A 24,802-nucleotide genomic window follows, 5' to 3' on the forward strand; every position below is an offset into this window, starting at 1 on the left:
CCGGTGGGTCCGGCACCAGGGAGGTACTTCCCGCGATGCCCTCGATCGAGGCCGGTGCGACCGGCCCCCTCACCACTTCGTTCCCGATCCGGCTGGAGTTCGCCCAGAAGGCGTTCATCGTCTCGGGCGGACGGCTCCTGCTGGTCCGCAAGTCCGCGTCCGACCCGTTCCATCCTGGCCGCTGGGAGGTGCCCGGCGGGCGGCTGGAGGTGGGCGACGACCTGGACCTGGACGACCACATCCGCCGCGAGGTCTGGGAGGAGGTCGGCCTCAAGATCGAGCCGGGGGCGCCGTTCCATCTGTGGCAGTGGTTCATGCCCGACCGGCGGGCCCCGGGCGGCGGGCAGGTGCGCGTGGTGGCGGCGGCGCGTCGCTGCCGGGCGGTGACGCTGGACGTCAGCCTGGAGAACCAGGACTCGGGCGACCATCTGGACAGGTGCGCGTGGGTGGCACTGCCCGAGGTCGGGGCCTACGACCTCATCCCGGACCTGCGCCCGGTCATGCGCGCGTTCCTGCTGGCGCCGGGCTGACCGCCGCGGGCATGGTCCGGTCCCCCTCTCCGGCGCGGTGGCCCGGTCTGGACGGCGTGGACGAGCGACGGTTCTCGCTGCTCGTCATCGGGGACGTGGGGATCGAGGTCCGCGCGACGCTCCCGGACGTCCGGTTCGCGGAGCTGCGCGCCGACCGGCTCGCCTACGCCCCGGCCCGGGCGGTCGTCGCGGGGACGGCGGTCAACCTGGCCCGGCCCGCGGCCCGCTACTTCCACCGGGTGGGCGTGCTCGGCAAGATCGGCGACGACGACCACACGCGGACGATCCGCCGGGAGCTGCGGCGCATCGGCGCCGTCGACCTGCTGCGCGTCGAACCCGGAACACCGAACGGGGTGTCGGTGATGCTGCGCGACGACCCGGGGAACGGCGGGCGGGGGGTGCGGCTGATGGTCGTCCAGGACGAGCCGCCGTGCCGCCGCCTCGGCGTGCCGGAGGTCCGCTCGGCGGCGACCGCGATCGCGGGCTCGGACGTGCTGGTCACCGACGGGTACTCGCTGCTGTCGCCGGTCTCGCGGGCGGCGCTGCACGCGGCGGCGGGCATCGCCCGTGAGGCGGGGACGCGGGTGGCGTTCGATCTCGTCCCGCACGACGTCGACGGGCGGCTCCCGGTGGACGCGGTCCTGCCGATGCTGGCGCTGGCGGACCTGGTGATCTCCGAGGCCCCCACGCTGGCGCGGCTGCTCGGACGCCCGGCGCCGATCAGCCGGGACGAGGTGCGGGACCTGCTTCCGGCGCTGGACCGGACGGTCCCGGGCCGCCCGCTGTGGCTGCTGCGTTTCGGCGCGACGGCGCTGGAGCATGTGCTCGTCCATCAGCGCGAGCGTTCTCCCGTGGAGTACCCGACCGGGTATGTGGAGGGCGTGGAGCGCACGGGGTTCGGCGATCGGCTCGCCGCGGCCGAGCTCTACAGGTGGCTGTCCGAAAGCTGATCCTCGTCGGGAGGAGCGGTCGCCGCGCGCAGGGCTTGGAGGGTGCGGAAGAAGCGGCGCCTGCTCTCGGGCAGGCCGAAGGTCTCCTGCCAGCGCCATGTCTCGTCCTGGCGGGTGGCGGTCACCGCCCAGCGCAGGAACTGGCTCCGCACTCCGTCGCCGGGATGGACGGTCGCGACGCCGTCCTCCTCGATGAGGAGGTAGGAGCGGCCGGTGCGCAGGTGGGCGCGCAGGGCACCGTGGTCGGCCCGCGCGCCGCGGTGGCCGTGTGCCTCCACCAGCGCGCGGAGGTCGTGGGTTCCGGGAATGAAGTGCCAGTGGGCGTGGTCGATGCACGCGCCTCCGCCCTGGGGCCTGGCCGGTCCGTGCTCGAACAGCAGCAGTTCGTCCGTCCCGTAGGCGCGGTGGTAGAGGCGGGCGACGCGATGGCGCCATCGTCGTGCCCGCACCCACATCTCCGGGCCGAACATCGCGGCGCACTGGTGATGTTCGCGGGTCACCAGCAGCACGTGCCCTTCCACGAGCGGCGCCAAATCCGGGATCAAAAGGAAATCTCCGTCGCTTGCGATAACTCCTGATTCTCCCGGCAGATCGACCATTCCGTTGAACCGGAAACGCAGGGGCGGGCACAGGACACAGTCGTGACGGGGCTCGGTCCACACCGGCGGCTCGGTCAAGCCTCCTCCAGGTCCACGGGGGCGGGGTCGCTCGCCTTCCAGCGTGCCCGGCAGGGACCTTCCGGACCGCCACAGGTCTCTGCGGAAATGGATAGCTGCCTAAGGCTCACGGGGTACGCGAGTCGAGAATACGGGCATAACCAGGGGCAGAAGGCGAAACTGTGAACCAGATACCACCGCTCCCGGAACCGGCGCCCCGCGCTCCCCGTCCCGCCGCCCCGTCCCGGTCACGGCGGCCCGTCCCCGACGTCCCCGCCATCGACATCGCGCTCCTGCACACCCGGCTGGACGAGTCGCTCGACGTCCTCCGCGACTCCTACGCGCCCGCGCTCGGCACGGGCGGCGGCTGGTACCACGAGCTGACGAGGCCCGAGCCGGGCACCACCGCGACGGCCGTCGGGCTGCTGGCGTTCGTGGAGGCGGGCCGCCCGTTCGAGTACTTCGACGACGGGCTGGCGTTCCTCGCCTCCCGGCAGGCCGGTTCCGACGACCCGTTGCAGGACGGCGGCTGGGCCACCAAGACCAGCCTCGGCATGCCGGTGGTGGAGGCGACCGCCTGGATCGCGCGGTTCCTCGCCCGCGCCCGCTGCGACCTGCGCGACGACGCCCCCGACCTGAGACGCGCCTACCACTGGCTGCGGCACAACCAGAACCCGGACGGCGGCTGGGGGTCGCTGCGCGGCTGCCAGTCCCGGGTGTGGCTGACGTGCCTGGCGCTCCGCGCGCTGAGCCAGCTCAACCCCTACGACCCGGCGGTCGACCGGGGGGTCGAGTGGCTGACCGCGGACCGGACGGCGCGCCGCCCCGGCTGGGGACCGACACAGGCGTCCCGGCCGACCGTCACCCACACCGCGTTCGCGCTGGTGACACTGGCGGAGGCGCGGCCCGACCTGCGGTCCGAGCGGCTGCTGGACGCCTACGACTGGCTCCTCGACCACCTCGACCCCGGCGACGACCACACCTGGATCGAGACCTATGACGTCTCGCCGCACGGCTCGGGGTCCAAACCGGTCTGGCGGCTCGCCCTCTGGCACTACGGGCTGCCGATCGCGCTGGCCGCGCTGCTGCGGGACCCGCGCGGCCCGCACGGCCCCACCGTCGCCCGCGCGTTCCGGACGCTGGTCCGCGGCGAGGCCGGCGACCGGCGGTGGAACGGCCAGCCCGGCACCGGGCGCACATCGCTGTGGACGCTGTGGTGGCGGCTGGAGACCCTCGTCGCGCTCGACCGGATGCCGCTCACCGGGAACGCGGACGTCCTGCACTGGCTGCCCGACGCCACCGTCGTGCAGCGCGCGCACGCCCGGGAGGTGCCCCTGGCGGAGCTGCTGCCGCGCCGCCGACTCGTCGACGTGGGCGCGCTCGCCCGCGGGCACTGGGCGGCGTTCCTGCTGGTCCTGGTGTGCGTGTGCAGCGCGGCGGGCGTCGCGGTCGGCCTGTGGGGGTGGAAGGACTTCTGGCTGAGCGTGATCCTGCCGATCGCCCTCACCGGCGTCAACGAGTCGATGCGCCGACGCCGCACCTCACGCGGCGCGTAACTGTTGCGGGAACGGCCCACTGCGCTCGCCTGGCGGCTCGCTACGTCACCGTTCCCGTGCGAACGCGACATCGCTTCGCGATCCGCCCGGCTAACGCGTTCGGCGCGGGCTGAGGCCGTTGTGTTCGGAGGGCCCGGCTCGCTGGGTGACCGGGTCTGAGTGAATGCGGCATCGCTGCGCTGTCTGTCCGGTTTTGCTTGCCTCTGGTGTCGTTGCGTCGGGCGGGGCACGTGTTCGTGCGGAGTGAGGTCGCGTTGGATTGGTGGCTAGGTGCGGCGTTTGAGTTCTGCCTCGCCTGCCGCGCGCATCGCCTCGACGGGGACGTCGTCGCGGCCGGTCATCAGCGTCACCTGCCGGACGGCCTGGTGCAGGAGCATCGGGAAGCCCCCGACGATCGTGCCGCCCGATCGGGCGACCGCCGTCGCGAGAGCCGTCGGCCACGGCGCGTACACCACGTCGAACAGGGCCGCGCCGGACGCGGCCACCGGTTCGGCGAACGGGTCGGCGGCACGTCCGGGCAGCGTCGACACCACCAGCTCGGCGGGGAGGGCCTCGGCGACCCGGTCGAGCGTCACGACCCGGACCGCGAGCCCGAACCGCTCCCCCACGGCCACGGCGCCGGCGGCGCGGTCCGGCGTCCGCACCGCGAGGACGGCCTCGTCCAAGCCCAGCCCGGCGAGCGCGGCCAGCGCGGACGCGGCCGTCGCGCCCCCGCCGAGCACCAGCGCGGAGGCGGGGGCGGACACGCCCGCCTCCGTCAGCGCCGTGACGATGCCGTACACGTCGGTGTTATCGCCGTGGCGCCGCCCGTCCCGCAGGACGATCGTGTTGGCGCCGCCGACCTTCACGGCGAGGTCCGACACCGTGTCGACCAGGTCGAGCGCGACGCGTTTGAGCGGCATCGTCAGCGACAGGCCCGCCCATTCGGGGCCGAGACCGTCCAGCAGCCCGGCCAGGGCGTCCTCGCCGCACTCGATGGCCTCGTAGGACCAGGTGTCCAGGCCCATCTCCGCGTACGCCGCCCGGTGCAGGGTCGGCGAGAGGGAATGCGCGATCGGCGAGCCAAGTACCGCGGCCCGCGTCACCGACGTCACTGGCCCGGGTTCGCCTTCTGCCATGCCCGGAACTTCTTCTCCAGCCGGACCCGCTCCTCCTCCGTCGTGGCGAACTCGGTGAGCTTGTTCGTCGGGTCGGTGGCGATGAAGAACAGCCACGTCCCCTCCTCCGGCCGCAGCGCCGCCTCGATCGCGTCCGGTCCGGGGCTGGCGATCGGGCCCGGAGGCAGGCCCTTGTACCTGTAGGTGTTATACGGCGAGTCGACCTCGAGGTCCTTGTTGGTCACCGTGAGCGTCCGCCTGTTCAGCGCGTACAGGACGGTCGTGTCGAACTGGAGCTTCATGCCCTTCTCCAGCCGGTTGTAGATGACCCGGGAGATCTTCGGCAGGTCGCTGGGTTTGCCGCCCTCCGCCTGGACCAGGCTGGCCAGGGTGATGACCGTCGCCGGTTTCATCCCCGCCTCGCGCGCCTTGCCGACGAGGTCCACGCGCTGCGCCTGCTCGTTGAAGCGGGCCACCATCTCCTTGAGGATCTGCTCCGCCGACCCGTTCGGGTCGAGGTCGTAGCGCCCCGGGTACAGGTAGCCCTCCACCTTGCCGCCGGCGTACGGGGGCAGCCCGAGCGCCTCCGGCTTCTTCGCGGCGGCCTGGAACTCCTTGACGGGGATCCCCGTCTTCTCGGACAGCAGCTCGTACAGCTCGACGGCCCGCCTGCCCTCCGGCACCGTGATCTGGTTGCCCGCCCGGGACTTCGGGTCCAGCAGCAGCGCCACCGCCGCGGCCGACGACATCCTCAGCCGCAGCTGGTAGAAGCCGGGCTGGATGCTGGGCGCCCGTGACTCCTTGTTGTAGGCCTTCACGAACGCGCGGGCGCTCTTGACCACGCGGTGGCTTTCCAGCGTCGCGCCGATCATCGAACCGCTGGCGCCGTCCTTGACCTGGACGGTGACGTTGCCCGTGCCCTGTCCTTCGTAGTCCGGCGGGTTCCGCTTGTTGTCCAGCCACGCGTACCCGAGGACGCCGCCGGTGCCGAACACCGCGACGAGGAACGCCATGGCGAACAGGGCGGCGGCGCGGCCGTTGCGCCTACGGCGCTTCTGCCGCCTTCGGACGCGCCTCTGGTCGCGTCTGCCGTACCGCTCGTCGTACGGCTGGCCGTCACCGTACGGGTCTGAGAAGAGGTCCAAGTCGTTCATGAGCTTCCCCGGACGATCTCGCCTGGCGGACGCCCCGTCAACCGTTCCACGTCAAGTGCCGCCTGGAGCAGCACCGTCGCGGCCGCCTGATCGACGACCGCGCGCCGCGCCTTGCCGCGCACCCCACCGGCCCGCAGGCCGCTCTCGGCCGTGACGGTGGTGAGCCGCTCGTCGTGCAGCCGCACCGTCTCGGGCGGGAGCCGGTCCGCGAGCCGCGCCGCGAACTCGCGCGCCGACCGTGCCGCCGGGCCCTCCCTGCCCGACAGCGACGTCGGCAGGCCCACGACCACCTCGATCGCCTGGTGCTCGGCGACGAGCTCCACGATCCGGGCGACGTCGCCCCTGCCGCTCCGCACGGTCTCCAGCGGGGTGGCGAGAAGCCCGCCGGGGTCGCACCGCGCGACCCCGATGCGCACGCTCCCGACGTCCACGCCCAGCCGGACACCGTCCCTCATCGCCGGGCCCCCGTTCGACGGCCCGGTCCCGGTCTCCTGCCCCGACGCGCCGGCCTCACGCGGCCCCTACGGCCTGTTCGACGGCGGCGAGGGCGTCCCCGACCGCCGACGGGTCGGCGCCGCCGCCCTGGGCGAGGTCGTCCTTGCCTCCGCCGCCCCCGCCGAGCGCCTTCGCGGCGAGGCCGACGAGCGCGCCGGCCTTGAGGCCGCGGTCGCGGGCGCCTTCGGTGACGGCGACGACCACGACGGGACGGTCCTTCGGCACACCCGTGACCATCACGACCGCGGGCCGGGCGGTGAGCCGGCCGCGGACGTCGACGGCGAGCCTGCGCAGGTCGTCGGCGCCGGTGCCGTCGGGGGCGCGGTGCCCCACGAACGCGATGCCGCCGATGTCCTTGGCCGCGTCGGCGAGCGATCCCGCGATGGCGAGGACCTGCTGCGACCGCAGCTTCTCCAGCTCCCGTTCCGCGTCGCGGAGCCGTGAGACGATGCCGGAGACGCGTTCGGGCAGTTCCTCCTTGCGCGCCTTCATCTGCTCGGCGAGCTGCGCGACGAGGACGCTCTCGCGGGCCAGGAACCGGAACGCGTCGATGCCGACGAGGGCCTCGACGCGGCGGACGCCCGCCCCGATGGACGACTCGCCCAGCACCTTGATCAGGCCGAGCTGCCCGGAGCGGGCGACGTGGGTGCCGCCGCACAGCTCGCGGGAGTAGTCGCCGACCTCCACGACCCGGACCTCGTCGCCGTACTTCTCGCCGAACAGGGCGAGCGCGCCCATCGCGCGGGCCTCGTCGATCGAGGTGTGGAACGCGCGGACGTCCAGGTCGCCGACCAGGACCTCGTTGACCTCGTCCTCGACGTCGCGCAGGACGCTCGGCGGGACGGCGCCGGACGCGGTGAAGTCGAACCGGAACCGGCCGGGCGAGTTCTCCGACCCGGCCTGCGCCGCCGACTCGCCGAGCGCGCGGCGGAACCCGGCGTGCACGAGGTGCGTCGCGGTGTGCGAGCGGGAGATCGCCCGGCGCCGCTCCACGTCGACCTCGGCGTGCGCGGAGTCCCCGGCCTGCGCCTCGCCGCTGCGGACGCGACCGCGGTGCACGATCAGCCCGGCCAGCGGCGACTGCACGTCGGTGACCTCGATGACGGCGCCGTTGCCGAGCCGGATCAGGCCGTGGTCGGCGAGCTGCCCGCCGCCCTCGGCGTAGAAGGGGGTCCGGTCGAGGACGACCTCGACGTCGGTGCCCTCCCCCGCCGCGGGCACGTTGGCGCCGCCGACGAGGAGCCCGACGAGGCGGGCGTCGCCGAGCAGATGCCGGTAGCCGATGAAGTCGACCTTGCCGCCGGCGCCGGTGAGCAGCTCGTCGAGGACGGACACGTCCAGGTTGCCGGTCCGCTTGTCGCGGGCGTCCTTCTTGGCGCGCTCGCGCTGCTCGCGCATGAGCCGCCGGAAGCCCTCCTCGTCCACCTGGAGGCCCTGCTCGGACGCCATCTCCAAGGTGAGGTCGATCGGGAAGCCGTAGGTGTCGTGGAGTTTGAACGCCTGCTCACCGGCGAGCGTCGCGCCGCCGGACCGCCGGGTCTCCGCCACCGCCGTGTCGAAGATGGCGGTGCCGGTGCGGAGCGTCGCGAGGAACGAGTCCTCCTCGGCGTCGATGACGGTGTGGATGTTCGCGGCGGTGCGGACGAGTTCGGGGTACTGCTCGCCCATCGCCGCGATCGCGACGGCGGTCAGCTCGTGCATGAGGCCCGCGTCCTCGCCGCCGAGCAGCCGCAGGTTGCGGATCGAGCGGCGCAGGATGCGGCGCAGGACGTAGCCGCGGCCCTCGTTGCCGGGACGGATGCCGTCCGCGACCATCATCGTCCCGCTGCGGACGTGGTCGGCGATGACGCGCAGCGACACGTCCGCGCGGTGGTCGCGGCCGTACCGGGAGCCGGTCAGGTCCGCGGCCCGGTCGAGGATCCGCCACAGCGTGTCGGTCTCGTAGATGTTGTCGACGCCCTGGAGGATCGCCGCCATGCGCTCCAGGCCCATGCCGGTGTCGATGTTCTTGGCGGGCAGGTCGCCGAGGATCGGGAAGTCGGTCTTGCTGTCCCCCGGCCCCCGCTCGTACTGCATGAAGACGAGGTTCCACACTTCGAGGTAGCGGTCCTCGTCGGCGACAGGGCCGCCCTCGCGACCGTACTCGGGGCCCCGGTCGTAGTAGATCTCCGAGCAGGGGCCGCACGGGCCGGGGACGCCCATCGACCAGAAGTTGTCCTCCATGCCGCGCCGCTGGATGCGGTCGAGGGGGACGCCGACCTTGTCGTGCCAGAGCCCGGCGGCCTCGTCGTCGTCGTTGAAGACGGTCACCCACAGCCTGTCCTCGGGGAAACCGAAGCCGCCTTCCGCACGCGACCGGGTCAGCAGGTCCCAGGCGAACGGGATCGCCTGCTCCTTGAAGTAGTCGCCGATGGAGAAGTTGCCCAGCATCTGGAAGAACGTGGCGTGCCGGGTGGTCTTCCCGACCTCCTCGATGTCGGGCGTCCGCACGCACTTCTGCGCGCTGGTCATCCGCGGGGACGGCGGGGTTCGCTGGCCGAGGAAGTACGGCTTGAACGGGACCATCCCGGCGTTGACCAGCAGGAGGGTCGGGTCCTCGGCGACCAGGCTGGCCGAGGGCACCACCGTGTGCCCGCGCTCCTCGAAGAACGTGAGGAAGCGGCGTGCGACCTCTGCCGACTCCATGATCAGTGGCCATCCTTGTCGTCGTCGATGTCGTTGGTGTGGTCGATGATCGTGTAACGCGCCCTGAGCACGCGGGGCCGGGCGCCCCGGCGTCCGGGAACGGCGGCGTCCGGCGGGGACCGGTCGAGGCGGACGGCCTCGCGCAGCTCCTCCTCGCGGGCGCGCATCTCCGTACGGACGTCGGCGGCGAAGTGCCTCAACCGCGAGCCCGCGCCCTGCCCGGTCGACACCGCCCGCGCCGCGACGCCCTCCGGGGACCAGGATCGCGCGAACCGCACGACGCGGCGCTTGACGCGGTGCGACACGTAGACGCCCGCACCCGCGCCGACCGAGACCCAGAACAGCCGCCTCATCTGCGCCCCCTGCCCGAGGACCTGGCCTGGAGCGCGCGCTCCCCGCCGTCGCGGCGGGCTCCGTCGCGGCGGGCGCCCTCGTCGCGGTTCGCGAGGGCCTTGCGGACGCCGTAGGAGAACGCGGCGGCCTTCACCAGCGGCCCGCCCATCACCGACGACATGACGGTGGAGACGGCCGAGACGTTCTGGGTGACGCCCGCGACCTGCTTGGTGATGACGTCGGTGCGGCCGAGCTGCTCGTTGGCGCGGCGGACCGTCCTGGCCATGTCGTCCATCAGCGGCCCGGCCTGGTCGCCGAAGTCGCGGACGACGTCGCTCGCCTCGCGGAGGAGACGGGCGAGCCTCAGCAGGGTCAGCGCGATGAACGTGACGAGCACCGCCCAGAACACGGCCACGATGAGACCTGCGAGCTGTCCACCAGTGAGCATCAGGGCTTTCCGTTCGTGCGAGTCCGGCTCATGGGCCGGGACATGGCCTGACCGACCTTACCGTTCCGTCCGCGCACTGTGCGGGAACACCGGCCGGTCAAGATCGATCCCGGCCGTCCGAGCCGCGCAGGACGGACCGGATCCGGGCGAGGACCTCGGTGAACCGCGACTCGGCGCCGTGCCGGGTCGGCCGATAGTACTCCCGTCCGTCCACCGGGTCGGGCGCGTACTGTTGCCGCACCACTCCGCCGGGGTGGTTGTGGGCGTACTTGTAGCCCTCCCCGTGCCCGATCTTCGCCGCGCCCTTGTAGTGCGCGTCGCGCAGATGCGCGGGGACGGGCCCGACGAGACCCTTGCGGACGTCGCCGAGCGCCTCGTCCACGGCCGTGATCACCGCGTTGGACTTGGGGGCCAGGGACAGGTGGATGACCGCCTGGGCCAGGTTGATGCGGGCCTCGGGCAGGCCGACGAACTCGACGGCCTGCGCGGCCGCGACCGCCGTCTGCAACGCGGTCGGGTCGGCCATGCCGACGTCCTCGCTGGCGTGCACGATCAGCCGCCGGGCGATGAACCGCGGGTCCTCCCCGGCCTCGATCATGCGGGCCAGGTAGTGCAGCGCGGCGTCGGCGTCGCTGCCGCGGATGCTCTTGACGAACGCGCTGATCACGTCGTAGTGCTGGTCGCCCTCGCGGTCGTAGCGGACCGCGGCCCGGTCGACGGCCCTCTCCAGCACGCCGACGTCGATCGCGGCGCCGTCGTCCACGACCAGCGCCGCGGCCTCCAGGTAGGTGAGGGCGCGGCGGGCGTCGCCGCCCGCGAGGCGGATCAGGTGGTCCTCGGCGGCGGCATCGAGGGTCACCGCCCCGGCCAGGCCGCGTTCGTCGGCGAGCGCGCGGCGGATCACCTCGCGCAGGTCGTCGGTTCCGAGGGGCTCCAGGGTGAGCAGCAGAGACCGCGACAGCAGCGGGCTGATGACGGAGAAGAACGGGTTCTCGGTGGTGGCGCCGATGAACGAGACCCAGCGGTTCTCCACGGCGGGCAGCAGGGCGTCCTGCTGCGCCTTGTTGAACCGGTGGACCTCGTCCACGAACAGGACCGTCTGCCGTCCGGCCATGCCGAGTTGGCGGCGCGCCAGGTCGATCTCGGCGCGGACCCGTTTGACGCCGTCGCTGACCGCGGAGATCTCCACGAACCGGCGGGAGGTGACGTGACTGACGACCGTGGCGAGGGTGGTCTTGCCGGTGCCCGGCGGACCCCACAGGACGAGGGACATCGGCACGTCCCGGTCGACGAGCTGGCGGATCGGCGTGCCGGGGCCGAGGAGGTGCCCCTGCCCGACGACCTCGTCCAGGGCGCGGGGCCGCATCCGCACGGCGAGCGGCTGCCCTGCGCCTCCCCCACCCGGCACGTCCGGCTCCGGCCTGTTCGGCTCCGGCACGTCGGGTGCGCCGGACACGTCGAACAGCCCCTCCGGCTCGCCCGTTTCCGCCCCGCTGGTCACGCTCCGACACTATCCAAGGGCACGGACAGCGCCGGACGTCATGAGAAGACGCCGTGAGAAACTGGGCCCGGGGAACCTGACGCCGTTCTCCGGCGTTGGAACGGCGCGAAAGACGCAACCAGGAGTGTGACGGTGTCCGGTACGGCCCCGCGCCGGCGGCATGGCCCGGCAGGGTTGCTCGTGATGCTCTTCGTACTGGGCGGGTTGATCTTCAGCTACGGGCTGAGGCATGGACCGCCCGACCGAATGTGCACCGAGCACGCCTTCAGCGTGCCCGTGGCCGCCGTGTCCGCCGCCGGCGACCAGAAGCCGGGCGCCGCGGCTTCGGCGCTCCACGACCTTCACAGGGCCGCCGACACGGCGTTGTCGGCCCCCGCGAAGGACCGGCCGCCGCTGGACGCCTGCCTGTGCGTCGCCGTGCTGTACTCCCTCGTCCTGCTGGGCTTGGCGGCCGTGGCGCGCCGCCCCGCCTCGCGCCTGCCCGCCCGCGCCGGCTGGACGCTCGCTCCACCTGACGGGCGAACGTCCAGGCCCGTCTTCCGACCTCCCCTCCTGGTGCTCCGGCTGTAGAGGACCGGCCGCAAGGCCACCGCACCGCCGTGTCCGCGCCCGTGCGCGGCCCGGCGCAGCCCTCATGTTCAGCAGCAACAGCCCCTGAGAGGACCGCTCACATGTCCAAGAGCGCCCGTAACAAGAACGCCCGTAACACGCACGCCCGCGGCGCGAGGCAGAACGCGCTCACCCAGCGAGAGACGCCCTGGGGACCCATCGTCTTCTTCACCGTGGTCGGCCTGGTCGCGGTCCTCGCGATCGGTTACGCGTTCGTCCAGTCCAGGCCGTCGTCGGCCGACGACCGCCCGTCCATCGCCGGACTGGTCACCAAGGACGACCTCGACAGCGGCCACACCAGCGCCGCGGTCAAGTACGCCACCGACCCGCCGATGGGCGGCGACCACCACCCGACCTGGCAGAACTGCAACGGCCGCGTCTACGACGCGGCGCTGCGCAACGAGAACGCCGTGCACTCCCTGGAGCACGGCGCGGTGTGGATCACCTACCGTCCCGGCCTGCCCGCCGCCCAGCTCGACGTCCTCAAGGGCAAGGTCACCCGCACCGACTACACGTTCATGAGCCCGTACCCGTCCCTCGACAGCCCGATCGTGCTGAGCGCCTGGGGCAACCAGCTCAAGATCGACGACGCGTCCGATCCACGTGTCGACAAGTTCCTGCGCGCCTTCGTGAAGGGCCCGCAGACGCTTGAGCCCGGCGCGCCGTGCGACGGAGCCAAGGACACGCCATGACCGAGGACACGCCCCCCGCCACCAAGGGACGAACGGTCACGATCGCCGTCGCGGTCCTGGTCCTCCTCGTCGGCGCGGTGCTGGTGGCGCTCACCGCGTTCCGTCCGGGCGACCCGGGCACGGGCGACCCGGAGGCCGGATTCGCCCGCGACATGAGCACCCACCACGCCCAGGCGGTGCGCATGTCGTTCATCGTCCGCGACGGCACGGACGACGCCGAGGTCCGGCTGCTGGCGTACGACATCATCAACACCCAGTCCGCGCAGATCGGCATGATGACGGCCTGGCTGGACGAGTGGGGCCTGCCCAAGACCGATCCGGCGGGTCCCATGCGGTGGATGTCCGGACACGGCGGGCACCAGGGAGCGACCGCGATGCCGGGGATGGCGACGCGCGACCAGCTCGCGGAGCTGGAGCGGGCGTCGGGCCGCGCCGCCGAGGTCCAGTACCTGCGGCTCATGGTCGCGCACCACCGTGGCGGTGTCGCCATGGCCGAGGCGGTCCTCGCCCGTACCGGCCACGACCGGGTGCGCAGCCTCGCCCGCACGATGGTGACGGGCCAGAACGCGGAGATCGCTCAGATGAACAGGATGCTCCGGCAGCGCGGCGGCACGGCGGTGTGAGGGAGGCGACTCTCGCGATAGCGCTTGACAGGGCGATCGGTTCGCGCGTCACTGGCCACCATGGCTCAGGACCTCAGCGGCTACCACCGGTCTCTCGACCTCTTCGAGGGCCTGGTCGCGGGCGTCCCCCGGGACGGCTGGGACGCGCCGTCGCCCTGCGCGAGGTGGACCGCCCGGGACGTCGCCGGGCACGTCACCGGTGAGCAGCACCTGATCCGGGCGCTGGCCGCCGGGGATCCCAGGCCGGACGTCAACGACGACCCGGCCCGGTTCGTGCCCGGCGACGTCCTGATGAGCTGGCGGTCGGCCCGCAAGGCGTGCGCGGCCGCGCTGACCGCGGAGGCGCTGGGCGTTCTCGTCCCCTTCGGCAGGCTCGGCGAACTGCCGCTCGGCGACTTCCTGGGCGGCTACATCCTGGAGCCGCTCGTCCACGCCTGGGACCTGGCACAGGCCACGGGCCAGCCGTCACGCCTGGACCCGGACCTCGTCCACCACGCCTTCGCCACGGCCCACATCATCGCCGCCCCCCTACGCGCCAGAGGCCATCTGGCCCCACCGATCCCACCCCCACCGTCCGCCGACGAACAAACCCGCCTCATAGCCTTCCTAGGAAGACACCCCACCCGCTAACACCCGAGGCCAAGCCAGACCAAAACGGCTTTTCCAGCGAATGGGGCCAAGTCACAACCCCGAACCTTGGACAAAGCCCCAGCCCGGGTCACGGTTCGCGCGGTCGGAGGCGCCCAGCGCCGGAGGCCGCGCGAACCGTCGAGCAGGTCGACCGCAGCGCCACGACGCACCCCGCACGGTCACAAGGACCCGCGCCGTGGCGTGAGGATCGACCTGCTCGCAACGGGGGTTCCAGGGGGTCGGCCCCTGGGAGACTAAGAGAATTCGGCGAGGGTGCGTTCTGCTTCTTCGAGCCAGGCGCGGCGGGCGTTGAGGGCCTCTTCGGCCTCTTTGACGTCCTTCTCCCGTCCCGCTTCGCGGGCTTTGCCGAGGCGTTTCTCCAGCTGGTCGATGGAGCTGCGCAGCTGGGTGACGGTGGCCTCGGCGCGGGCGCGGGCCTCGGGGTTGGTGCGGCGCCATTCGGTCTCCTCGGCGCCGCGGATGGTCTCCTCGATCTTGCGGAGGCGGCCTTCGAGGCGGTCGCGCTGGTCGCGGGGGACCATTCCGGCGGCCTCCCAGCGTTCCTGGATGCCGCGGAGCGCCTGCCGGGCCTGCCGGACGTCCTTGACGGGAAGGAGCCGTTCGGCCTCGGCGAGAAGCTTCTCCTTCTCCTCGGCGTGTTCGCGGAACTCGGCGTCGCGTTCGGCGAACGCGGCGCCGCGGGCCTGGAAGAAGACGTCCTGGGCGCCCTTGAACCGGGCCCAGAGTTCCTCTTCGACGTCGCGGGAGGCGCGGCCCGCCATCTTCCAGCGGCGCATCAGGTCGCGGTAGGCGGCGGCGGTGTCGCCCCAGTCGGTGGAGCCGGACATCGATTCGGCCTCGGCGACGAGGCGCTCCTTCTCGCGGCGGGCCTCCTCGCGCTGGTCGTCGAGGGTGGCGAAGTAGGCCTTGCGGCGCTTGGTGAAGGCGTTGCGCGCGGACGACAGCCGTTTCCACAGGGCGGTCTCGGTGGGGCGGTCGATGCGGTCGGCGGCCTTCCACTCCTCGACGAGCTGGCGGAGGCGTTCACCGCCGTTCTTCCAGTGGGTCTCCTCGACCGCGATCCGCTCGGCCTCGGCGACGATCCGCTCCTTGACCTCGCGTGCCTCGTTGCGGTGTTGTTCGCGTTGCGCCTTGACCTCTTCGCGGCGCCGCCCGACCTGTTCGCTGAGGCCGTCGAGGCGGCGTCCGAGGGCGTCGAGGTCGCCGACGGCGTTGGCTTCGGCGACGGCCTCGCGGAGCCGGTCGATGCTCTGCTGGGCCTGGGCGGGCTGCAGGTCGGTGGTGCGGACCCGCTGTTCGAGCAGGCCGATCTCGGTGACGAGCGAGTCGTACTTGCGCTTGAAGTAGGACAGGGCCTCTTCGGGAGCGCCCGCCTGCCAGGAGCCGACGACCCGCTCGCCGCCGGACGTCCTGACATAGACGGTGCCGTCCTCGTCCACCCGGCCCCAGGGATCGGTCGCGCTGGACACCCTTGCCTCCTGAATCGCGAATCCGAGAGACCTACGCCCTTCGGACTCTCCACACCTTAGTATCCCGTTCGGCTATTTCCCGGCGATCGCGATGTCCTCGATCTCCACCTTCTTCTTGGGCGCGCCGTCGCCCTTCGGTTCCGAGCCGTCGCCGGCGACCTTGGTCAGCACGTCGAGCCCCTTGGTGATCTTCCCGAACACGGTGTAGTCGGGGTCGAGCTGCGAGTCCTTGTACACCAGGAAGAACTGGCTGCCGTTGGTGTCGGGCCCGCTGTTGGCCATCGCGAGCGTGCCCTCGGAATAGGTGGCGCCCTTGGTGTTCTCGTTGACGAACTCGTAGCCCGGTCCGCCCGTGCCCTTGCCCGTGGGGTCGCCGCACTGCAGGACGTTGAGCCCGCCACTCGTCAACCGGTGGCACGGGGTCTTGTCGAAATAGTTCTTCTGCGCCAGATGGGCGAAGGAGTTGACCGTGCACGGCGCCTTCTCGCCGTACAGCTGCATCTCCACGTCGCCGCGGTTGGTCTTGAGGGTCGCCTGGACGGTGCCCGTGTACGCGGGCTTGCCCGGTGGCTTGCCGACGTCCTTGGCCGCCGGTGCCTGCGCGGCCTTGTAGTCGCATTTCGGTCCGGCGGCCGTGGACTCCTCGTCGCCGGTGACGACCATGAACACGCCGCCGCCGGCGGCGACGACCGCGACCGCGGCGGCCGAGCCGATGATCTTGAGTCGGCGGGAGCGCGCCGCCTCCTCGGCCCGTCGCTGCTGCTGGCGCTCGTAGCGCTGCCGCGCGAGCTGCTTCTTGCGGTCCTTCCCCGCCACGTCTATGGCCCCTTCGGTGTGATCAGATGAACGTGCAGCGCATAGTAGCGGCACCCGCGCGTAAAATCGCCTCCGCTTTCGGGAGCGCTTCGCCGGGTCTCCCGACACGGCGACGCCCCATCTCGTTCGCGGAGGCAATGGCCGCGCCGGTACCCTCGGACACGCCCACAAGAGATGGTTCGAAGGAAGGACGACCGTGCTCGTCGCCGGGTTCCCCGCCGGGTCTTTCGCCGCGAACTGTTATGTCGTGGCGCCCGCAGCCGGGGAGGAGTGCGTCATCATCGACCCCGGCCAGGACGCCGAGGCCGGGATCGAGGAGATCCTGCGCGAGCATCGGCTGAAGCCGGTCGCGGTGCTGCTGACGCACGGCCACATCGACCATGTGTGGTCGGTGGCGCCGGTGTGCGGGGCCAGGGACGTTCCCGCCTTCATCCATCCGGACGACCGCGATCTGCTCACCGACCCGGCCAAGGGCCTGTCCCTCGCGACCGGGCAGCAGCTCTTCGGTGGCCTGGAGCTGTCCGAGCCGGACGACGTGCGGGAACTGACCGACGGATCGGTGCTGGAACTCGCGGGTCTCAGCTTCACCGTCGACCACGCGCCGGGCCATACGCCCGGCTCGGTGACGTTCCGGACGCCGAGGACGCGGCAGATCCCGGACGTGATGTTCAGCGGCGACCTCCTGTTCGCCGGGTCCATCGGACGCACCGACCTGCCGGGCGGCTCGTACGAGGAGATCCTCGCGAGCCTGTCGCGGGTGTGCCTCACCCTGCCCGACGAGACGGCCGTCCTGCCCGGCCACGGCGAGCAGACCACAATCGGCCGTGAACGGGCGACCAATCCGTTCCTCACCGGACTTGTGCCGGGCGTTTCAGGGGGCTCGTCCTCCTCGAATGCCCCGGCCGTTCCGGCGGACGGGCCCAACAAGGGATTTTGAGCCTAAGAGACGATGAGTTCGAGTTTCCGGGCCCCCAAGGGGGTCAGTGAATACGTTCCGCCAGGCGCGGATCTCCTCTACGCCGTCCGTGAGGCGTTCGCCGAACAGGCGCGGCTGGCCGGCTACGGCTACATGGAGTTGGCCGTCTTCGAGGACACCAATCTGTTCAAACGGGGCGTGGGCGAGTCCACGGACGTGGTGTCGAAGGAGATGTACACGTTCGAGGACAGGGGCGGCCGGTCGCTGACGCTGCGTCCGGAGTTCACCGCGACCGTGCTGCGCTCCGTCCTGGAGAACAATCTGCACAAGGGCGCGCTGCCGGTGAAGGTGTGGACGACGGGCCCCGCGTTCCGCGCCGAGCGGCCGCAGCAGGGCCGCTACCGGCAGTTCTACCAACTCGACCTGGAGGCGATCGGCAGCGAGGACCCGCGCGTCGACGCGGAGACGATCGCGATCGCGTGGAACTGGTACCGGTCCGTCGGCCTGACGCGGGTGCGGCTGCTGCTGAACTCGCTCGGCTGCCGGGAGTGCCGTCCCGCCTACCGGGCGCTGCTCCAGGACTTCCTGCGCGGCCTCGACCTCGACGACGACACCCGCGCCCGCGTCGAACTGAACCCGTTGCGGGTGCTGGACGACAAGCGGCCGCAGGTGCGCGCGCAGCTCGCGGACGCCCCGCTGATGGCCGACCACCTGTGCCCGGCCTGCAAGGCCCACCACGACCGGGTCCGTGAACTGCTCGCCGACCTCGGCATCGAGTGGGAGGACACTCCCGCCCTCGTCCGCGGCCTCGACTACTACACCCGCACGACGTACGAGTTCGACCACCCCCTGCTCGGCGCCCAGTCCGGCATCGGCGGCGGCGGACGCTACGACGGGCTGTCGGAGGACATCGGCGGCCCGCCGCTGCCCGGCATCGGGTTCGGTCTCGGCCTGGACCGCACGCTCCTCGCGATGGACGCCGAGTCGCGGGAGGACGAGTCGGAGGCGGGCGGCGCCGCGTTCACCGTCCGGCCACGCTGCGAGGCGTTCGGGGTGCCGCTCGGCGAGGCGGCGGAACGGCGCCTGTTCACCCTGGTCGCCGAGTTGCGCCGGGCCGGGATCGCCGCCGACGTGGCGTTCGGCGGCAAGAAGCTGAAGGGCGCGATGAAGGACGCCGACCGCTCCGGCGCCAGGTACGCCGTGATCCTCGGAGAGCGAGATATCGCGGACGGCGTCGCCCAGGTCAAGGATCTGGCCGAGGGCGAGCAGACCGCCGTCCCGTTGACCGAGATCGTCACGACGTTGAAGGAAAGGCTCGCACCATGATCCGCTCGCACGAGGCGGGGACGCTCCGCAGGGAGCACGCCGGACGGCAGGTCACCCTGGCCGGCTGGGTCGGCCGTCGCCGCGACCACGGCGGCGTCACGTTCATCGACCTGCGGGACGCGTCCGGCGTCGCGCAGGTCGTCTTCAGGGAAGAGGACACGGCGCACGACCTGCGCTCGGAGTTCTGTGTCAAGGTCGTCGGCGAGGTCCGCGTCCGGCCGGAGGGCAACGAGAACCCCGAACTGCCCACCGGCGACGTCGAGGTCGCCGCCACCGACATCGAGGTGCTGTCGGACGCGGCGCCGCTCCCCTTCCCCATCGAGGGCGACGTCAACGTCAACGAGGAGATCCGCCTCAAGTACCGGTACCTGGACCTGCGCCGCGACGCCGTCGCCAGGGCGATGCGGATCCGTTCCGAGGCGTCGTTCCTGACGCACGAGGTGATGCGCGAGCACGGCTTCGTCAACGTCGAGACGCCGACGCTGACCCGGTCGACGCCGGAGGGCGCCCGCGACTTCCTCGTGCCCGTCCGGCTCCAGCCGGGCCACTGGTACGCGCTGCCGCAGTCGCCGCAGCTGTTCAAGCAGCTGCTCATGGTCGGCGGGCTCGAGCGCTACTACCAGATCGCGCGCTGCTACCGCGACGAGGACTTCCGCGCCGACCGGCAGCCGGAGTTCACCCAGATCGACATCGAGATGTCGTTCTGCGACCAGGCCGACGTCCAGACCGTCGGCGAGGACCTCGTCGCCCGGTTGTGGAAGGAGATCGCCGGGTACGAGATCCCCCGCCCGATCCCGCACATCACCTACGCCGACGCGATGGCGCGGTACGGCTCCGACAAGCCCGACCTGAGGTTCGGCGTCGAGCTGACCGACATGACCGAGTACTTCGCGCAGACATCGTTCCGGGTGTTCCAGGCCCCGTACGTCGGCGCGGTCGTCATGCCCGGAGGCGCGTCCCAGACCCGGAGGGAACTGGACGCGTGGCAGGACTGGGCGAAGGCCCGCGGCGCCCGCGGCCTCGCCTACGTGCTCGTCCAGGACGACGGCACGCTCGGCGGTCCCGTCGCCAAGAACCTGTCCGACACCGAGAAGTCCGGGCTGGCCGCGAAGGTCGGCGCCTCACCCGGCGACGCGGTCTTCTTCGGCGCGGGCAGGCGGCACGCCACGCAGGAACTGCTCGGCGCCGCCCGGCTGGAGATCGGCCGCCGCCGCGACCTGATCGACGAGACGGCCTGGGAGTTCGTGTGGGTCGTCGACGCGCCGATCTTCGAGCCGGTGGAGGACGACCGGGGCGAGCAGGTCGGCTGGACGTCCGTGCACCACCCGTTCACGGCGCCGAAGCCGGAGTTCGCCGACACGTTCCAGGACGACCCGGGCGGCGCGCTCGCGAACGCCTACGACCTCGTCCTCAACGGCACGGAGATCGGCGGCGGGTCCATCCGTATCCACCGCGCGGAGATGCAGCAGCGGGTGTTCGACGTGTTGGGCCTGTCGAAGGAGGAGGCCGAGTCGAAGTTCGGGTTCCTGCTGGAGGCGTTCAAGTTCGGTCCGCCGCCGCACGGCGGCATCGCGTTCGGCTGGGACCGGATCGTCATGCTCCTCGCCCGGCAGGACTCGATCCGCGACGTGATCGCCTTCCCGAAGGCGGCCTCCGGCTACGACCCGCTGACGGCCGCGCCGACCCCCATCACGCCGCAGCAGCGCGCCGAGGCCGGGGTGGACGTGATCCCCGAGGACGAGCCCGCCGAGAGCTGAACGAACCCCGACCGTACGAGAAGGCGGCGCCGCCCGTCAGCGGGTGGCGCCGCTGGTCGTCCGGTAGACGTCGTAGACCCCGTCGATGGACCGGACGGCCTTCAGCACGTGCCCGAGATGCTTCGGGTCGCCCATCTCGAACGTGAACCGGGACACCGCGACCCGGTCACGGGTCGTGGTGACCGACGCCGACAGGATGTTGACGTGCTGGTCGGACAGGACGCGGGTCACGTCCGACAGCAGCCGGGGACGGTCGAGCGCCTCGACCTGGATCGCGACGAGGAACACCGAGTCCTCGCCGGGGGACCATTTGACGTCGATGAGCCGGTCGGGCTGCGCCTTGAGGCTGGCGATGTTGGCGCAGTCCCCGCGGTGCACGGACACGCCGTGGCCGCGGGTCACGAACCCGATGATGTCGTCGCCCGGGACGGGCGTGCAGCACCGCGACAGGCGCACCCACACGTCGGGGTCGTCGGCGACGACGACGCCCGGGTCTCCGGCGGGACGGCTGCGCTTGCGCCGCGTCGGCAGCGCGATCTCGGCGAGGTCCTCGTCGGCGCTCTCCACGCCGCCGAGCGCCTCCACGAGTTTCTGGACGACGTTCTGCGCCGACACCTGGCTCTCGCCGACGGCCGCGTACAGCGACGACACGTCGGGGTAGCGCATGTCGCGGGCGAGGGCGAGGAGGGCCTCACCGGACATCATCCGTTGGAGCGGCATGTTCTGCTTGCGCATCGCGCGGGCGATGGCGTCCTTGCCGGACTCGATCGCGGTGTCGCGGCGCTCCTTGGAGAACCAGTGCTTGATCTTGTTGCGGGCGCGGGCGCTCTTGACGAAGCCGAGCCAGTCGCGGCTCGGGCCGGCGTCCTGCGACTTGGAGGTGAACACCTCGACGGTGTCGCCGTTGTCGAGGGTCGATTCGAGGGGGACGAGACGGCCGTTGACGCGGGCGCCGATACATCGGTGTCCGACCTCGGTGTGGATCGCGTACGCGAAGTCGACGGGCGTGGCGCCCTGCGGCAACGCGATCACGTCGCCCTTCGGGGTGAACACGAACACCTCGGAGACCGACAGGTCGAACCGCAGCGACTCCAGGAACTCGGCCGGGTCGGCGGTCTCCTTCTGCCAGTCGAGGAGCTGGCGCAGCCACTGCATGTCACCGGCCTTGCGGCCGCCGACCGTCTCCTCCTTGTACTTCCAGTGCGCGGCGACGCCGTACTCGGCGCGGCGGTGCATCCCCCACGTGCGGATCTGCAGCTCGACGGGCTTGCCCTCGGGCCCGATCACCGTGGTGTGCAGCGACTGGTACATGTTGAACTTCGGCATCGCGATGTAGTCCTTGAACCGGCCGGGAACCGGGTTCCATCGCGCGTGGATCGAGCCGAGCGCCGCGTAGCAGTCGCGGACGCTGTCGACGAGGACCCGGATGCCGACCAGGTCGTAGATGTCGTCGAAGCTGACGTCCCGGGCGATCATCTTCTGGTAGATCGAGTAGTAGTGCTTCGGCCGACCGGTCACGGTGGCCTTGATCCGGGCCTCGCGCAGGTCGGTGGAGACGTTCTCGATCACTTCCTGGAGGTACACGTCGCGGCGCGGGGCGCGTTCGGACACCAGCCGGGCGATCTCGTCGAACCGCTTCGGGTACATGGTGGCGAACGCGAGGTCCTCAAGCTCCCACTTCAGCGTGTTCATGCCGAGGCGGTGGGCGAGCGGCGCGAACACCTCCAGGGTCTCGCGGGCCTTCTTCTCCTGCTTGTGCCGCGGCATGTAGCGCAGCGTCCGCATGTTGTGCAGCCGGTCACCGAGTTTGATCACCAGGACACGGATGTCGCGGGACATCGCCACGACCATCTTGCGGACGGTCTCGGCCTCGGCGGCGTCCCCGTACTTGACCTTGTCGAGCTTGGTGACGCCGTCGACCAGGGCGCCGATCTCGTCGCCGAAGTCGGCCTTGAGCTGCTCAAGGGTGTACGGGGTGTCCTCGACGGTGTCGTGCAGCAGCGCCGCGCACAGCGTCTCGGTGTTCATGCCGAGCTCGGCGAGGATGGTCGCGACCGCGAGGGGATGCGTGATGTAGGGGTCGCCGCTCTTGCGTTTCTGGTCGCGGTGGTGATGGGCGGCGACGTCGTAGGCGCGCTCGATGAGCCGCAGGTCCGCCTTGGGGTGGGTGTTGCGGACGGTCTTGATCAGTGGTTCTAGTACCGGGTTCATAGCGGGGCCGCGCTGGGCGCCCAACCTGGCGAGCCTACGGCGCACCCGGGCGGCAGACGGTGGAATCGTGGCCGGCGTGGGCCTGGACGGGACGGAGGGCTCGGACGCGACGGGGTCGGGATCGGCGGGGGAACCGGAGCCCGGCGGCGCTTCCGGGGCCTTCGACGGCGCGGACGCCCGCGGGCGCCCGCCCTGCGGAGGCGGCGTCTGTGGCGGCCGAGCCCGCGACGGCTGCGGCCCGGACGGCTGGTCTTGCGATGCCTGGTCTTGCGAGGCCTGATCTTGTGATGGCTGGGTGGGCGATGGCTGATCTTGCGGTGGGGAACTCTGCTGCGCGGGGGTCCGCGGCGTTGAGGCGCGGGGCGGCGACGTCCGCGGTCGCGCGGCCCGCGATTCGGCGATCTGGCCGGACGAGTCCTGCGCGGTGTCGTTCACCGCGTCGGTCGATACCACCTCACCTGGCACCCAGCCTCCTTAGTCCTTGCGGGCCTGACATCGCTCTCGGCGGGATGCGCCCGGTTCCACCGGGCCCTGATGGCGCCCAGTGTATCCGCCACCCATTTCGCACTAGACCGTAACCAGCGAATGGACGTCCAGATTCCCCAGCTTGTCGCGCCCGTTCAGGAACGACAGTTCGAGAAGGACCGACAGCCCGGCGACCTCGCCCCCGCCACGGCGGACGAGCTCGGCCGCGGCCGCGGCCGTCCCACCGGTGGCGAGGACGTCGTCGACGATCAGCACCCGGTCTCCCGGGCGGAACGCGTCGTGGTGGATCTCTATCGTCTCGGTCCCATACTCGAGATCATAGGTCTCCTCGTGCGTCCGCGACGGCAACTTCCCCTTCTTGCGCACCGGGACGAAGCCCGCGCCGAAGTGGTAGGCGACGGGCGCGGCGAGGATGAAGCCCCGGGCCTCGATCCCGACGATCTTGTCGATGGTGCCGCGCCCGTGATGGTTGACGATGGCGTCCACGACACCGGCGAACGCGACATGGTCGGCCAGCAGCGGGGTGATGTCCTTGAACACCACCCCTGGCTTCGGGTAGTCGTCGACGTCCCGGATCCGCTCCCGGATCAGCTTGCCGAGGTCCACGTCGCCGCTCCCGCCCGTACTCCGTGCCGCCCGCTCGCGGCCTACTTGCCGCCGCGGCGCTGCTGGCGGCTGCCGCGCTTCGGCTGCTGCCGCTGCCCGGTCTGCACCACCTTCCGCACGGTGACGGTGTGGCGGACGTCGGTGGCCTGGTCGCCGGTGTCGTCACCCGACGCGTCGGCGTCCGAACCGCCCTCCGTCCCGCCGTCCGACGCGTCACCGGGGGCGCCCGCCGTGGCCTTCACCTTGGTGGCCTTGCTCTGCTTGGCCTGCCGCTTGGCGCTCTGCTCGCGCCGCGCCAGGTTCTCGCGGATCTGCTTGTACTTCGGCTCGCGCTCCTTGAACTGGACGAGCAGCGGCGTCGCCACGCAGATCGACGAGTACGTACCGACGATCATGCCGACGAACAGGGCGAGCGACAGGTCCTTCAGCGTGCCCGCGCCGAACAGCGTGGTGCCGATGAACAGGATCGCGCCGACCGGCAGGATCGCCACCAGCGAGGTGTTCAGGGAGCGGACCAGGGTGCTGCTGAGCGCCTGGTTGGCCGCCTCGCTGTAGGTCGTCTTGGAGGTCGGGCCGAGCGGCTTGGTGACCTCCTTGATCATGTCGAACACGACGACCGCGTCGTACAGCGAGTACCCGAGGATCGTCAGGAAGCCGAGCAGCGTCGCCGGAGTGACCTCGAACCCGGACCAGGCGTACACGCCCGCCGTGATCACCAGGTCGTGGACCAGCGCGACGACGGCGGCCAGCGCCATCCGCCATTCGAACGCCAGCGACAGATACAGGATGATCAGGACCATGAAGACGACCAGCGCCTGCCACGCCTTCTCCTGGATCTCGCCGCCCCACGACGCGCCGACGACCTGAGTGCTGATCTTGTCGGTGGGGACGTTCAACTCCTTGCCCACGCTCGACTTGACCCGCGTGACGTGGTCCGAGGACAGGCTCTCGGTCGTGACCCGCCAGTCCCCGCCGGCCTTCTGCACGATGACCTGGTGGGCGCCGCCGGCGGAGACGGCGCCGCGGACGTCCTCGATCGAGGCGCTGGAGGCCTTGAACGTGAAGACGGACCCGCCCTTGAACTCGACGCCGAAGTTGAGCCCCTGGACGATCAGTCCCGCGATGGACAGCACCAGCAGGAACCCGGAGATCGCGGTCCAGAGCCGGGGCCGGCCGACGATGTCGGCGCTGATCTCGCCGCGGTAGATTCGCGAGGTGACGGCGCGCAGTCCCAT

General features: G+C 71.5%; 23 protein-coding genes. 10 read left to right on the forward strand and 13 right to left on the reverse strand.

Annotated elements, in window-relative coordinates; genetic code table 11:
• Window positions 1-35 precede the first annotated feature (35 nt).
• The gene (locus D0T12_RS33550; protein WP_117404965.1) at window positions 36-530 is read left to right on the forward strand and encodes an NUDIX domain-containing protein; all 495 of its coding nucleotides are present in this window, start codon (window positions 36-38) and stop codon (window positions 528-530) included.
• An 11-nt stretch (window positions 531-541) separates the two neighbouring features.
• Window positions 542-1,480, forward strand: a complete 939-nt coding sequence (locus tag D0T12_RS33555; protein WP_117404967.1) for a carbohydrate kinase family protein — start codon at window positions 542-544, stop codon at window positions 1,478-1,480.
• Here the strand turns inward: D0T12_RS33555 and D0T12_RS33560 are convergent.
• Window positions 1,456-2,025 (reverse strand): HIT family protein, encoded by a 570-nt coding sequence (locus D0T12_RS33560; RefSeq protein ID WP_158581727.1) that lies wholly within the window; start codon window positions 2,023-2,025, stop codon window positions 1,456-1,458. The two genes, D0T12_RS33555 and D0T12_RS33560, sit on opposite strands and share 25 nt — an antisense overlap.
• 293 nt (window positions 2,026-2,318) lie before the next feature.
• Here D0T12_RS33560 and D0T12_RS33565 point away from each other — a divergent pair, with 293 nt between their 5' ends.
• Window positions 2,319-3,692, forward strand: coding sequence for a prenyltransferase/squalene oxidase repeat-containing protein (locus D0T12_RS33565; RefSeq protein ID WP_117404971.1), 1,374 nt, complete (start codon window positions 2,319-2,321; stop codon window positions 3,690-3,692).
• Between the two features lie 266 nt (window positions 3,693-3,958).
• Here D0T12_RS33565 and D0T12_RS33570 read toward each other — a convergent pair whose 3' ends face one another.
• From D0T12_RS33570 to D0T12_RS33600, 7 genes are all read right to left on the reverse strand, one after another.
• Window positions 3,959-4,810 (reverse strand): shikimate dehydrogenase, encoded by an 852-nt coding sequence (locus D0T12_RS33570; protein ID WP_117404973.1) that lies wholly within the window; start codon window positions 4,808-4,810, stop codon window positions 3,959-3,961.
• Window positions 4,783-5,943, reverse strand: coding sequence for an endolytic transglycosylase MltG (gene mltG, locus D0T12_RS33575; RefSeq protein ID WP_117404975.1), 1,161 nt, complete (start codon window positions 5,941-5,943; stop codon window positions 4,783-4,785). Before mltG ends, D0T12_RS33570 begins: the two co-directional genes overlap by 28 nt.
• Window positions 5,940-6,398, reverse strand: a complete 459-nt coding sequence (gene ruvX / locus D0T12_RS33580) for a Holliday junction resolvase RuvX (RefSeq protein WP_117404977.1) — start codon at window positions 6,396-6,398, stop codon at window positions 5,940-5,942. Before ruvX ends, mltG begins: the two co-directional genes overlap by 4 nt.
• 55 nt (window positions 6,399-6,453) lie before the next feature.
• On the reverse strand, window positions 6,454-9,123 hold the full coding sequence (gene alaS, locus D0T12_RS33585; RefSeq protein WP_117404979.1) for an alanine--tRNA ligase: 2,670 nt from the start codon (window positions 9,121-9,123) through the stop codon (window positions 6,454-6,456).
• Between the two features lie 2 nt (window positions 9,124-9,125).
• The gene (locus D0T12_RS33590) at window positions 9,126-9,476 is read right to left on the reverse strand and encodes a hypothetical protein (RefSeq protein WP_117404980.1); all 351 of its coding nucleotides are present in this window, start codon (window positions 9,474-9,476) and stop codon (window positions 9,126-9,128) included.
• Window positions 9,473-9,904 (reverse strand): DUF948 domain-containing protein, encoded by a 432-nt coding sequence (locus D0T12_RS33595; protein WP_117404981.1) that lies wholly within the window; start codon window positions 9,902-9,904, stop codon window positions 9,473-9,475. The genes D0T12_RS33590 and D0T12_RS33595 overlap by 4 nt, the downstream gene beginning before the upstream one ends.
• 97 nt (window positions 9,905-10,001) lie before the next feature.
• A complete protein-coding gene (locus tag D0T12_RS33600) occupies window positions 10,002-11,270 on the reverse strand; it encodes a replication-associated recombination protein A (RefSeq protein WP_233526462.1) in 1,269 nt (422 codons plus the stop codon).
• A 318-nt stretch (window positions 11,271-11,588) separates the two neighbouring features.
• Between D0T12_RS33600 and D0T12_RS33605 the strand changes: the two genes are divergently transcribed.
• The 4 genes from D0T12_RS33605 (at window position 11,589) to D0T12_RS33620 (ending at window position 13,959) form a co-directional block, all read left to right on the forward strand.
• Entirely contained in the window at window positions 11,589-11,975 is a 387-nt protein-coding gene (locus D0T12_RS33605; protein WP_117404982.1) for a hypothetical protein, read from the forward strand.
• 101 nt (window positions 11,976-12,076) lie between these two features.
• Window positions 12,077-12,706: a DUF3105 domain-containing protein gene (locus D0T12_RS33610; protein WP_117404983.1), complete on the forward strand. Its 630-nt coding sequence runs from the start codon at window positions 12,077-12,079 to the stop codon at window positions 12,704-12,706.
• Window positions 12,703-13,329: a DUF305 domain-containing protein gene (locus tag D0T12_RS33615; protein WP_117404984.1), complete on the forward strand. Its 627-nt coding sequence runs from the start codon at window positions 12,703-12,705 to the stop codon at window positions 13,327-13,329. Before D0T12_RS33610 ends, D0T12_RS33615 begins: the two co-directional genes overlap by 4 nt.
• 60 nt (window positions 13,330-13,389) lie before the next feature.
• Window positions 13,390-13,959: a TIGR03086 family metal-binding protein gene (locus D0T12_RS33620; protein ID WP_117404985.1), complete on the forward strand. Its 570-nt coding sequence runs from the start codon at window positions 13,390-13,392 to the stop codon at window positions 13,957-13,959.
• A gap of 254 nt (window positions 13,960-14,213) precedes the next feature.
• Here D0T12_RS33620 and D0T12_RS33625 read toward each other — a convergent pair whose 3' ends face one another.
• On the reverse strand, window positions 14,214-15,449 hold the full coding sequence (locus D0T12_RS33625; protein WP_117404986.1) for a DUF349 domain-containing protein: 1,236 nt from the start codon (window positions 15,447-15,449) through the stop codon (window positions 14,214-14,216).
• A 72-nt stretch (window positions 15,450-15,521) separates the two neighbouring features.
• Window positions 15,522-16,265, reverse strand: coding sequence for a peptidylprolyl isomerase (locus tag D0T12_RS33630; protein WP_117404988.1), 744 nt, complete (start codon window positions 16,263-16,265; stop codon window positions 15,522-15,524).
• A 196-nt stretch (window positions 16,266-16,461) separates the two neighbouring features.
• Between D0T12_RS33630 and D0T12_RS33635 the strand changes: the two genes are divergently transcribed.
• From D0T12_RS33635 to aspS, 3 genes are read left to right on the forward strand one after another with little or no spacing between them, the layout of a single operon-like run.
• Window positions 16,462-17,202 (forward strand): MBL fold metallo-hydrolase, encoded by a 741-nt coding sequence (locus D0T12_RS33635; protein ID WP_117404990.1) that lies wholly within the window; start codon window positions 16,462-16,464, stop codon window positions 17,200-17,202.
• A gap of 12 nt (window positions 17,203-17,214) precedes the next feature.
• Complete coding sequence (gene hisS / locus D0T12_RS33640; protein WP_117404992.1) at window positions 17,215-18,507, forward strand: histidine--tRNA ligase; 1,293 nt, start codon at window positions 17,215-17,217, stop codon at window positions 18,505-18,507.
• Entirely contained in the window at window positions 18,504-20,264 is a 1,761-nt protein-coding gene (gene aspS, locus D0T12_RS33645; protein WP_117404994.1) for an aspartate--tRNA ligase, read from the forward strand. Before hisS ends, aspS begins: the two co-directional genes overlap by 4 nt.
• A gap of 36 nt (window positions 20,265-20,300) precedes the next feature.
• On the opposite strand, the gene D0T12_RS33650 is transcribed toward aspS, so the two are convergent.
• From D0T12_RS33650 to secF, 3 genes are all read right to left on the reverse strand, one after another.
• Window positions 20,301-22,475, reverse strand: coding sequence for a RelA/SpoT family protein (locus D0T12_RS33650; RefSeq protein WP_117404996.1), 2,175 nt, complete (start codon window positions 22,473-22,475; stop codon window positions 20,301-20,303).
• Window positions 22,476-23,042: 567 nt separating this feature from the next.
• Entirely contained in the window at window positions 23,043-23,567 is a 525-nt protein-coding gene (locus D0T12_RS33655; RefSeq protein WP_117404998.1) for an adenine phosphoribosyltransferase, read from the reverse strand.
• 41 nt (window positions 23,568-23,608) lie between these two features.
• Complete coding sequence (gene secF / locus D0T12_RS33660) at window positions 23,609-24,802, reverse strand: protein translocase subunit SecF (RefSeq protein ID WP_117405000.1); 1,194 nt, start codon at window positions 24,800-24,802, stop codon at window positions 23,609-23,611.

Source organism: Actinomadura spongiicola (genome assembly GCF_003432485.1).
GTDB classification, from domain to species: Bacteria; Actinomycetota; Actinomycetes; order Streptosporangiales; family Streptosporangiaceae; genus Spirillospora; species Spirillospora spongiicola.